The sequence below is a fragment of the Pseudomonas aphyarum genome (genome assembly GCF_028657055.1).
Taxonomy (GTDB): domain Bacteria; phylum Pseudomonadota; class Gammaproteobacteria; order Pseudomonadales; family Pseudomonadaceae; genus Aquipseudomonas; species Aquipseudomonas aphyarum.
Map to the genome: position 1 here is coordinate 162120 of NZ_JAMDGS010000002.1, position 11609 is coordinate 173728.

Annotated in this window: 10 protein-coding genes; all 10 read right to left on the minus strand. The window is 53.2% G+C overall.

The window, feature by feature from the left end:
• Positions 1 to 6: 6 nt before the first annotated feature.
• Positions 7 to 1851, minus strand: coding sequence for a hypothetical protein (locus tag M5G18_RS02435; protein WP_273898485.1), 1845 nt, complete (start codon positions 1849 to 1851; stop codon positions 7 to 9).
• Between the two features lie 48 nt (positions 1852 to 1899).
• Positions 1900 to 2298, minus strand: a complete 399-nt coding sequence (locus M5G18_RS02440) for a GtrA family protein (RefSeq protein ID WP_273898486.1) — start codon at positions 2296 to 2298, stop codon at positions 1900 to 1902.
• A 75-nt stretch (positions 2299 to 2373) separates the two neighbouring features.
• The gene (locus M5G18_RS02445) at positions 2374 to 3114 is read right to left on the minus strand and encodes an SDR family oxidoreductase (RefSeq protein WP_273898487.1); all 741 of its coding nucleotides are present in this window, start codon (positions 3112 to 3114) and stop codon (positions 2374 to 2376) included.
• The gene (locus M5G18_RS02450) at positions 3111 to 4424 is read right to left on the minus strand and encodes an FAD-binding oxidoreductase (protein WP_273898488.1); all 1314 of its coding nucleotides are present in this window, start codon (positions 4422 to 4424) and stop codon (positions 3111 to 3113) included. The genes M5G18_RS02445 and M5G18_RS02450 overlap by 4 nt, the downstream gene beginning before the upstream one ends.
• Entirely contained in the window at positions 4421 to 5866 is a 1446-nt protein-coding gene (locus M5G18_RS02455; RefSeq protein ID WP_273898586.1) for a UbiA family prenyltransferase, read from the minus strand. The genes M5G18_RS02450 and M5G18_RS02455 overlap by 4 nt, the downstream gene beginning before the upstream one ends.
• Before the next feature lie 180 nt (positions 5867 to 6046).
• Positions 6047 to 7153: an acyltransferase family protein gene (locus tag M5G18_RS02460; protein ID WP_273898489.1), complete on the minus strand. Its 1107-nt coding sequence runs from the start codon at positions 7151 to 7153 to the stop codon at positions 6047 to 6049.
• A 93-nt stretch (positions 7154 to 7246) separates the two neighbouring features.
• Entirely contained in the window at positions 7247 to 8356 is a 1110-nt protein-coding gene (locus M5G18_RS02465; RefSeq protein WP_273898490.1) for a glycosyltransferase family 4 protein, read from the minus strand.
• Positions 8356 to 9498 (minus strand): glycosyltransferase family 4 protein, encoded by a 1143-nt coding sequence (locus M5G18_RS02470; protein ID WP_273898491.1) that lies wholly within the window; start codon positions 9496 to 9498, stop codon positions 8356 to 8358. Before M5G18_RS02470 ends, M5G18_RS02465 begins: the two co-directional genes overlap by 1 nt.
• The gene (locus tag M5G18_RS02475; RefSeq protein WP_273898492.1) at positions 9499 to 10395 is read right to left on the minus strand and encodes a GDP-mannose 4,6-dehydratase; all 897 of its coding nucleotides are present in this window, start codon (positions 10393 to 10395) and stop codon (positions 9499 to 9501) included. It abuts the gene before it with no gap.
• On the minus strand, positions 10395 to 11426 hold the full coding sequence (gmd, locus tag M5G18_RS02480; protein ID WP_150704698.1) for a GDP-mannose 4,6-dehydratase: 1032 nt from the start codon (positions 11424 to 11426) through the stop codon (positions 10395 to 10397). The genes M5G18_RS02475 and gmd overlap by 1 nt, the downstream gene beginning before the upstream one ends.
• Positions 11427 to 11609 lie beyond the last annotated feature (183 nt).

Here is an 11609-nt window from a genome sequence, read left to right on the forward strand (position 1 = left end):
CGAATGTCAGATCTCTCGCAATGAGATGCTCTGAACCGTCATGGCAGACTCACCTTTCCAATGAATACGGAATTCTATTTTGTTGGGGGCGGCGTCGGTAACCTGAAAATGGAAATCCAGATCCCGGACATTGCCATTGGTTCCTGCAAGCTCGATTTTTTGCAGCTGCACTCCAGACATCGCATCCGACACTTCAACGAAATCAACCTGCTGGCTCTCTGGTGCTACGCTACTGTACCGAACATTGAGCTTGAACTTTCCTTGACCCAAAGGCTTATACGGCCCATAGACAAGCAATCCTGCCTTGTCGGTCGTCGGGCTGACGACGCGATCATTCCCTGAAATCGTTCCCGCAAACGAAGGCAAGTCTTTGGCAAGATAGACCACATTGCTTGAATGGGGCATTTTCTTGAACCCGGCGCAGACAACAACTACCAACGCCACCACGAGGGCTGCCTTGATTACACCACGGGCTCTCTTTTCAGTAGTGAAACCCAGCAACAACACAAGACTAACGATTGCAAACCAGGCGTAATTCAATAGGTAGCCGTAGGCCCAATCCGAATTGTACAACATCGGCAACCAGGACCTAACTGGCACATAGAACGCCGAGTACTGGGTAATCCACGCAGCCTGACCTCTGTTGTAATAATCCACGCCATCAATCGCATACTTGTAGAACAGGTACGCCTGCACTGCCAAACATAGCGCTACGACTACTCCGAATACACGCACCCTTGTCGCAGACAATTGCAACAACCCATAAACGACAGGAATGTAAAATACTACTTGAGCAGACCATCCGAAGCGGCCAGAAAAGCTGGCACCACCGTACCAGGCCGGATGCATCGCATTGGGAACAATCAATGATAAGAACACCAGGCCCCAGACGAGAGTAAATTGGCGATGGCGGCGAAACATCTCACCCAAGGCCAATACACCGATCAGGTTTACCGGATTCTGAAATAGAAACCCTTGATTCTGATCAAAAATCAGACCTAAGAAAACCATAAAACTGGTTTTGCTGATTTCCAATGCATTCCCTACATAGGGACCAGAAACTTTGCCAAACGCGTAATAGTTATAACTGGCCAGCAGCATGCACGAAATACCGGCAATCAGTAACACGCCCAAGACACGTTTGTATTCTTTGTTTTCCTGATAAATCCTCGCCGACACTCCCAGTATCAGGATCACACAGGTCGCCGCTAGTTTGATTTGCAGCCATGGCAGGAAAGCGATTGCACAAGCCAACAGAAGATCGGCGAACAAGCCTCGACGTTGTTGTGCAGTGTAGAACCAGTAAAGCCCTAAAGCTGACAACAGCCCACCGAGCATATCCGGGTATACCTGATTAGCAGCAGGTATCAACGGTAGTGATACGCAAGCGAGCAACGTAGAAAAAAAACGATGGCGCAAATCAGGCGAAAACAGACCGGTGACCTTCCATACAACAAGCACCACCAAGGCACCGCAGAAGATCAAAAACAGCTTCGCTCCAATTATTCCACCGAGAACAAAAGGCAGCGCAAGCAAGAGCGGCAACCCGACGTTATGGTAATTATATAACCCGTGCGGCCCTAAAGTAGCGTGAGTATTAGCCGGTGCGGGGGTATCGTTTGCCGCCGCCATACCCCACTTGAATATTTCTTTAGTCGCAAACTCTTCCTTGTAAGGCAAGGTCTGTTCAAAAGTGTGGTGCTTCGCAATACCACTCGCCATAACCAGATAATGTGGCTCATCACCGGTCAGCGTATTAACCTCAGAGCGTTCCCACAACGCTAAGGTCGTCAAGGAAAAAACAAAGTAGATACATAAGACAATAGGCAGGTACAGCTTATCGACCTTCACAATTCAACCCCATCAAATTTATTATTCATGCATTGCCGCATCGAGACCTTATCCTTTTTGGCAGAAAACATAACGCTTATCGAGTTGATATTTCACTAGGTAGCCGATTATCAGGCCGATCACGCCGCCCATGTAACGCATCTCCTTGGTTTCAAACATATGGTTGAAACCAAACTCAAACCCCCAAAACACCACTGTCGTAGCCAATCCCATCAGGCTGTACAACGCAAAGATACGCGTATCGTGCACAGCACTTCTGGCCCGAAATCGAAAAATATATCGCTTATCGAGAATGTACTTGACCACCAGCCCGACTCCCGTGCCCACGACAACTGAGAGCAGGACACCGAACTTGCCTGAATATCCCTGAATCATCAGTTCCTGGGCGCCAATATTCGCAACGGTCGCTATCATGGCGAGAAGCGCATAGGTTAAAACTAATTGCATGATGCCAAACTCCAAAATGAGTGACGTGTGGCACGTATTGAATGATCGCGCGTTACTACTTAAGCAGGGTAACGCTTAGAGACTCAGTCTCTTGAATACGAACTGAGGAACATGACGAATGATCAGCATGATCAGGGCCCAAAACCGAGGGGCGTACAGTGTGTCGGTTTTACGCTCGACGCCCCTGACGATCAGTTTTGCGACGTTTTCCGCGCTGGATACCAGTGCCGCCGGTAATGGCAATCCTTGAGTCATCGGGGTAGCGACAAATCCTGGCCTGATGTCCATTACATGAACACCCACCTTGAACAGTCGAGCACGCAACCCTTCGCAGAACGTGGAAACTGCAGCCTTGGCGGTGCCATAGAGATAGTTGGAAGGTCGCCCCCGATCCCCCGCCACTGACGAAATAACGGCCAAAGTGCCACATCGCTGAGTTTCAAACTGATTGGCCAGTCGTGTCATCAATGCGATGACTGAGGTTCCGTTATTTGCCAACTCCAGCAGCGCCAGCTCTGCATCGTCTTCGCAGGCCTTTTGATCGGGCAGCGTGCCGTGGGCAACCAGAGCGATGTCAATCTGCCGAAGTGTCGCGATGCAGTGTTCAATCATGGCCGAGTGAGCGGAAAAATCCGTAGCATCCATGTTGAAAAGCGTTACTTTCCCGGCGCCTCGCGCACGAAGGTCCGCTGCCGTTTGTTCCAGCTTCTGGTTATTGCGCGCAACCAGAAAAAACTCGCTTCCCTGCGCAGCCCATAGGCGCGCGCACGCCGCAGCAATGGCCGATGTTGCGCCAACAATCAGAATTCGTTTCATGCGGTTACTCGCTTCCAGAATCGGGACATCAGAATGGGATCACGCAACGCCTCCAGTGCTTCCCAGGCCGGGTACGCCTGCCTGAAATCGCTGCCGGTCATGTGGGCATCCTTCGCCGGATACAGCCGCCCTCCCGCCGCCCGCACAATAGCGTCGAGCCGGACAAACAATGGCGCAAGGCTGGCACTCTGAGGAAAATCCAGGGCCAGTGAAGTGCCGGGCAAAGGAAAGGACAGCAACCCTGGTGAAACTGCATCGCCGCAGCGCTTTAACACCGCCAGGAACGAGCCCTGCCCGGCATTGGCAATGGCCGTCAGCAGTTCAGCCATCGCCACCTCGGCGGCCGCATCAGGGATCACGCATTGGTATTGTTGAAAGCCGCGACGACCGTAGATGCGATTCCAGTGCAGCAGACGGTCCAGCGGGTAGAAAAAGGGCTCGTAGCTGCTTCGCTGGCGCGTCCGATTGGCCGGATGCGCTCGCCAGTACGCGCTGTTAAATCCCTTCAAGGTGAAGTTGTTGATCAGGGACATCGGGGGAACAAGCGGCACGCTCAACTTTGAACGCTCATTGACTTCTAGAGAGCCATACGGAGCATGATCCCCAACGATGAAAACACCGCGCCCGCTTTGACTGCCTTTAGCCAGGCAATCGATCCAGGCGACGCTGTATTCATGTTGCTGATCCAGTTCGGCGGACAAACTGAAAAACTCTGCCAGATTGGCAAAACGCACGACCGTGCTTTCGATCTGGCTTGAATGTATGGGCATCAGCTGAATTTCCGCCCAGGTAATCACCCCCGTCAGCCCCAGCCCGCCAATGGTGGCGGCAAAAAGCTCGGCATTCTCCGTGCCAGAACAATTCAGAAGCGGACAACCATGACGTTGCAAACCGAAACGCAGCACATGGTTACCAAAGGTGCCCCGAAGATGATGATTTTTCCCATGAACATCGTTGGCAATTGCTCCGCCCAGCGTCGCAAATTGAGTACCCGGCGTGACGGATAGAAACCAACCCCTGGGGATTGCGATGGCGAGAATCTCGGACAGCGTGACCCCGGCCTCGGCAAGCACCCTTCCCTGCTGCCAGTCCACCTGGATAAAGCGGTCCAGCGAACGCATATTCACGACTTGATCGCTGGTCGCCAGACAACTGTCGCCATAACTGCGCCCATTGCCGTATGGCAAGGTAAGACTGTTCTCGGCGACAACCGAGTCGAGAACGCCCGTCACTTCCCCCGCCCAGCTGCAGCCGTGTCCGGTCTGCGGAGCATAGGGAAAGCGCCCCCAGGAGTGAAGCTGGCGAGTCATGCCGCCACCCAGAACACCAGACCGAACAACGCTCCTACTATTAGGCTTACCCTGTCCTTGATCGCGAAAACCACCGGATCATCATGCATATGCCCACGATGCGTCACCATCCACAATCGCGTGATCCAGAACAGCAGCAGCGGGCAAGCCAGCCAGATAAATTGCGGGTGCGCATAAAGCCCAGTATCGGCTTGATCGTGGATATAAAGTGCCAGCACCATGACAGCCAAGTAGCCGGACGAGGCTCCCAGCGAAGAAATCATCTCCAGGTCTGCTGGATAATAGCCCCGACCTCTGGTTTTTTCGGTATGGCCCTTTCGCCGCGCTTCTTTCAATTCGGAGTAGCGCTTCACCAGAGCCAGACTCAGAAACATGAACATCGAAAAAGCCAATATCCAGAATGTAAGCGGCAACTCGAACGCCGCAGCCCCCGCAATGATGCGTACGGTATAGAGCATCGCCAATGCGATGACATCGATGGCCATCAGCCGCTTCAAGTAAAGCGAGTAGGCTGCCGTCAGCGCGTAATAGGCTGCCAGTACGCTTGCAAATTCCCAGGGCAGCCACAGGATCGCACCACTGAATGAAGCGACAAGCAGAATGGGGAAAACAATCAACCCTGCCTTGATCGATATACGCCCGGCGGCAAATGGGCGCCTGCATTTGGAGCGATGGTGACGATCATCTGCCAGATCCAGCAGATCGTTAAGCAGGTAAACGCTGGAAGCACACAACCCGAAGAGCAGAAAAGCCAGCACCCCTTGCAACAGAAGGAGTGAATTCGATAACTGATGAGCAGCTAGCAATGGCACGAAGATCAACGCATTCTTCATCCACTGATGCATGCGCAACGCCTTCATCCAGTCCCTGGCGCCACCGAAATTGTTCCGTATCACTTGTACGACATTACCCTGAGCCCGAGCACGCCCCTCCACTCCAAGATCCGGGTTGACTACAAAGGCGTGGCGGGCCGAACCCCACACAGCGATATCGTCACGGGAGTTTCCCGCGTAATCGAAGCCCTGCTCGCCATAGTGCTTGACCAACAAGTCGCGCTTGCGATGAGAAGACAGATTTGTTTGCCCATCGGAGGCCAATACCTGATCAAACAATTGCAGGTGCTCGGCCACCCGCTCGGCCAGAGAAACGTGGCTGGCAGTTGCCAGGATCACTGTCCGCCCCTTGGCTCGCTCGACAGTGATCAGTTCTATTACAGAAGGGTCGTAGGGCAGGACACTGACATCAACGTCGGTTGCCAAGGCCAATCCTTCTTTCAAGGCAGCCTTGCCTTTAATCAGCCAGCCCATCAATTTCAGCAGGCCCAGCGGCTGATGACGAATGAATTCCACACCGGTTTCAAGTAAAAGATCAGTACGCAGCAGCGTGCCATCTAGATCAATGACAAGTGGCGGAGCCGGAGCGATGACAGTCACAATAACCATTCCCTGTAAGTTGAAATAAAGCCAAAAAATCGCCCACGCCATGGATTGAAGTCGCGAGGTCATATGGAGGACGCAGCGCCCTCTGGACGAGCTCGTTTATTCAGACGTCGATCAAACTACCAAAACGTTTGGGAGATCCTCCCCGACCGAGTCCGTTGACTGAGGCCAGTGGACGCGTCGTTAAACTCTGGAAAACCTTAGTTCCAATTTAGAGCTGAGCTGATACCCCAGATTGCGACTCGGCAGTTCCAACCAGCGGAATGAGAACACCGAAAAAACCCCGATCAAAAGAAACAGCACCCCATTAAATACAAGCATGGAGATCGCCCCAGCATGGCCTACATAAAAATAGCCGACCATCCATATCAACGGAATGTGCACCAAATAGATGGAGAAGGACAGCTCACCCACTCGAGCGAATATAACGGCGAGGCGGCGTGGCATCAAACTTCCTTTGTCCGGCAAGGAGAGTACAAGAAGAGCGACACACCCCAGAACAATAAAGAAATAAGCCTTGCCAAAGAAATGTGCCGTCGCATACATGCAAGCCAGAATAACCAATGGCACAAATAGCCACGAAGACCAGCGCCGCCGAATCTCACAAGCCCACCCTGTAAGCGGAACGCGAAAATGATAAACCAACACCCCACAAAGCATGGGCTCAATACGAAATATCCCCCACATTGGCCACCCCTGAAAAGCCAAGTAGAAAAGCACTACCAACATCGTCCCGATCAAAGCATAAAGCGCACGCCCGCGCACCACGATGAAAAACAAGGGCAACAATAGGTAGAACCATTCTTCCAGAGACAATGACCAGTAATACCCAAATATCCCGCAGCCATCGGCTTTTACGCACTCGACATACAGAAAAATATGCGCCCACTGAAAAATCGCTGCGAGGGCGTGGTGAGCATTTTTTGAAAAGTCTCCAAACCATGGTGTCAGGTAGGACAGCCCGGTCCAGAACACAACCCACACCACAGCGGGCACGATGGTCCGGAACCAGCGCCGCGCAAAATAAACACGCAAAACCGAGAAGTTATCCTGCAACCCTGCATTCAGTGCACGGGACAACGAGGAACTGACGAGAAAGCCACTGATGACAAAGAAAAGATCAACGCCAAAAGAACCATTGAACAGGGCAAGAAACGATTTCAAGGCTTCGGGGATAAACGCTACCGCCGCCATGTGGTAAGAAACGACCAGCATGATCGCCATTCCACGCAACACATCAATGTCGCGATTGTACTTACCCTCCTTCATACGCCCCCACTCAACAGCCATTAAAGTTAAACATCATGCGCACAGGGCGCGAACGGGCGCTTCATAAAAAAGCAGATTGCACTTCACCGCCGAGCGGGTCTGGAAACGTGACGTTTACACCAGGCTACGGTAGATCTCGGCGTACGCCTCTACCATCGTGTCCGCCGTGAACACCGTTTCGTAGCGTTGAGCCGCCCGCATTCCCATCCTGGCCGCCATCTCGGGTTGATCCCACAGAGTTTGCATAGCCTGAGCCAGCGCCCCGGCGTCGGCTGGCGGAACGACCAGCCCGGTCTCGTCGGCGATGTTGATATAAGACATGCCAGAGCCAATTTCGCAGGAAATCATCGGTTTTGCGTACATCGCCCCTTCCAGCAGGGAAATGCCAAACGATTCGGAACGCAAGTGCGAAGGGAATACCAGCGCATAACAGAGCATGAGCAACGCGGCTTTATCGCTATCTGGCAACTTGCCCACAAAATGCACGTTATCCAGGCCTGCCGCCTGAGCCTTTGCCTTCAATTCGTCTTCCAGCATGCCGCCACCTACGATGACGATCGGAAGACGAGTCTTCTCCGCAGCCTCCAACAGAAAGTGGATGCCCTTGTAATAACGCAACGCCCCGACAAACAGGAAAAACTTCTCGCCAACCCGCGCTTTCCACTGCGCGAGATTATCAGCGGAAGGTTGCGGATAGGTGTCCCGGTCCAGCCCGTAGGGAACAATGCTGACCTTGTTCTTGAAATCGGTCAGCACCGTGCTGCTTTGCGCATAGTTCGGCGAAGAGGCGACGATACGATCGACACTGGAGAGAAAGCGGTACATCAATGGCTTGTAGAGTTTGAGCAGGGTTTTCTGCTTGACGATATCCGAGTGGTAGCTCACTACGGTTGGCTTGCGCAGGCGCGTGACGAAGTGGACCAGGTCCATATACGGCCAGGGAAAATGGAAATGAACAATGTCAGCCTGTTTGGCCAACTCGGCAAAATCCTTTATCGCCGAGAGAGAGAACCCTGTAGAGGCCAACTGCAAGTCCAGCTTCGACCGGTGGCTTACATGGTTCCCCACTGTTTCGTTGCGAGCAGATCCGCGAGGGCTCAGATAGAGCACCTGCGCCTGAATACCATGCTTGGCCGACCCTTCAGCCAACTGGAAGATAACCTGCTCGATGCCTCCCATTGTTTCCGGGTAATAAGTTTTGAAAAAATGCAGGACCTTGATCATCAGCTGCCCATAACCTTTTGGTAAACCTGCAAGGTTTCATCTGCACAACGCTGCCAGGAGAAGCCCGAAGCATGTACCAGGCCTGCGGTAATCGCTTGCAGGCGCCACGCTTCATCCTCCAGCCCTTGCTGCAAAAGCTCCGTGAGCTTTACAACATCCATTGCTTCGCACATGAGCGCCGCGTTGCCGGCCACCTCAGGCAGCGACGAACTGTTGGAGCAGACCACCGGCACGCCTGAACTCATGGCTTCCAGCACAGGCAAGCCAAATCCTTCGTACAGCGAAGGGAAAGCAAACAAACGAGCGCCCGCAAACAATAGTGGCAGGTCTTCGCTGGGTACAAATCCGAGATAGCGCGCCCAGCCTTCACGTTTCGCCGTGTCGAGGCGCTTGTGAATGTCGTCGTTTTTCCAACCGTGGTATCCCGTCAGGATCAACGGACAACGGGTTCTCAATTGAAGTGGAAGCCGGGAATAGGCATCGAGCAATGTTTCAATGTTTTTGCGAGGCTCGATCGTACCGACAAACAGGCTGTATTCCCCGGGCAACAGGCCATGCCTGGACAGAGGTTCAGTGAGAGTCTCGTAGTCTCGCGGATAAAACTCTTCTGAACTGGCCAATGGAACGGTGTGGATACGCTCCAGTGGCCAGGAAAAGTACGCAGCCAGTTCCTGGCGGGTGTATTCAGAGTCAGTGATCAGTGCATCTGCGCGATCAAGCGTCTTTCTCAGCTCTTTTTGCAGATAGCGAACCAACTGTGGAGCGTGACAATGCGCCCAGGTAAAGGGAGAAAGATCATGAAACGTGGCAACACTCTTCCCCGCAAAAGGAGGGAGATAATAGTTGGGGCTGTGGTAAAGAAAATCCGAGTGATTCTTCAATGCTCTCGCCCGAAGCACAGGCATCAGCAAGCGATAGGCTTCGACTGCGAAAAAGTTCTTCTGAACGGCGCGCTTCAATCCATACCCGCTGCCTGAAGCATCGGATGCAGTTGGCAGACCCGGCAAGAAACGCCGACCAGCGAAAAATTGAAGATCGGTAATTTCCTGACTGTTCTGCAGCCTCAAGGCCAATTCGTAGGTATAACGACCTATGCCGGTCAGTGGAAAACGGACCGGCTCAACGGATAACACTAGCTTCATTTATTGGCCTTTCAGCATCCAGCCCAAAGTCTCTTCAAGCGAAGGTGTCTTCCATCCTGCGACCAGCGACGTCAGACGGCTATTGTCACCGCACAATGTCTTGACCTCGTTTGCTCGCACAAACGCCGGATTGACCTTGACTTCGATTTTGTGTCCGGTCAGCACTTCACACATTGCGATGACTTCACGCAACGAGTGGGCCTTTCCTGAACTGACGTTGACCGTCTGGCCAACCGGTCTGGCTTCCAGCAATCCTCGATAGGCCCGGACCAGTGCGCGAACGTCACTGAAGTCTCTCCACACATCAAGGTTACCCAGCTCGATTTCCTCGGCTTTGCGCTGAAAGTGAGAAACGATCTTGGGTAGAAGAAAATTGTCTGCCTGTCCGACACCGGTGTAATTGAACGGACGAGCGATGACCAAAGGCAACCGCTCGTGCCACAAACTGGCCATGTACTCCATCGCCAGTTTGCTGACCGCGTAATCATTGGCCGGGGCCGGGGCAGTGGATTCGTCCAGCAAGCCGGACGAGGTATTGCCGTACACATTTGCGCTACTGGCAAGCAGTACGCAATCAGGTTTCTTGCCGCAGTTGGCGATCGCTTCGAGGAGGTTGCGGGTTCCTATCAGGTTGACCTGATAGAACGCCGCAGGCTCACCATGCCCGACAAACGCCAATGCAGCGAGATGCACAACAAAATCCGGTTCAAGGGTTGCCAGCAAAGCACGCAGACCCGGCCCATCGGCCAAATCAATCTGGTGGTAGCCAGGTTCATCCGAAGGTTGACTGCCCAACCCGATGACCTCGTAACCGTGAGCTTTGAGCTCAGCTGCCATGTAGCGGCCGGTGAACCCATTGATACCCGTAATCAGCGCACGTTTGCCAGCAATCGCCATTAGAACGAAAATCCTTTTTCATTGCGACGAAGGTCAGCCTCGACCATCATGCGGCAGAGCTCTTCCAGATTGGTCTTGGGTTCCCAACCCAGTACTTCCTTGGCCTTTGCAGGATTGCCGATCAGCAGTTCCACTTCGGTAGGACGGTAGAACTTAGGATTGATGGTCACCAGCACCTTGCCGGTAGCGGCATCAGTGCCTTGCTCTGCCTCAGCCGAACCGCTCCAGTTGATAGCGATACCCGCAGCCTTGAAAGCCATCGACACGAAATCGCGAACGGTTTCGGTACGATTGGTAGCCAGAACGAAGGTGTCCGGCTCTTTGGCCTGCAGCATGCGCCACATGCCTTCGACGTACTCCTTGGCAAAACCCCAGTCACGCTTGGCGTCCAGGTTGCCCAGTTCCATCTTGTCCAGCAGGCCCAGTTTGATCTTGGCTACAGAGTCAGTGATTTTACGGGTCACGAATTCGCGGCCACGCAGTGGCGACTCATGGTTGAACAAGATGCCGCTGGTCGCAAAAATACCGTAGGACTCGCGATAGTTGATCGTCATCCAGTGGGCGTACAACTTGGCGACGCCGTAAGGGCTACGCGGGTAGAAAGGCGTGCTTTCAACCTGTGGAATCGCCTGCACCTGACCGAACATCTCGGAGGTGGAAGCCTGATAGAAACGAACCTTCGGATTAACGATGCGGATCGCTTCCAGCAGATTGACGGCGCCCAGACCGGTGATTTCAGCGGTGGTCAATGGCTGCTCAAAGGAAACGCCGACGAAGCTCTGTGCAGCGAGGTTGTATACCTCGGTGGCTTCAGTTGTCTGAAGCAGACGGATACTGGCAGACAGGTCGGTCAAGTCATACTCGACCAAGTGGAGATTGGGATTGTTTTGAATACCCAACTCCTCGATACGCCAGAAATTGACAGAGCTGGTACGGCGGTAGGTGCCATACACGGTGTAGCCTTTTTCAAGCAACAGCTCTGCCAGGTAGGCGCCGTCCTGACCAGTAATGCCGGTAACGATAGCTTTCATTCGAATCCTTTGAACCCCATACAAATGTTTTCAATACGAGGGACTCATGCCTGAGCCCCCAGATGCATGCCTAAGCATTTCAGCGTAGTGCAGATCATACAGACTGCCGTCAAAGATGACGACATCACGCAAGCCAGCTCCCGATGGGCAGAGGCTTGCGGAATTTGATCAATCCCGTTTTGA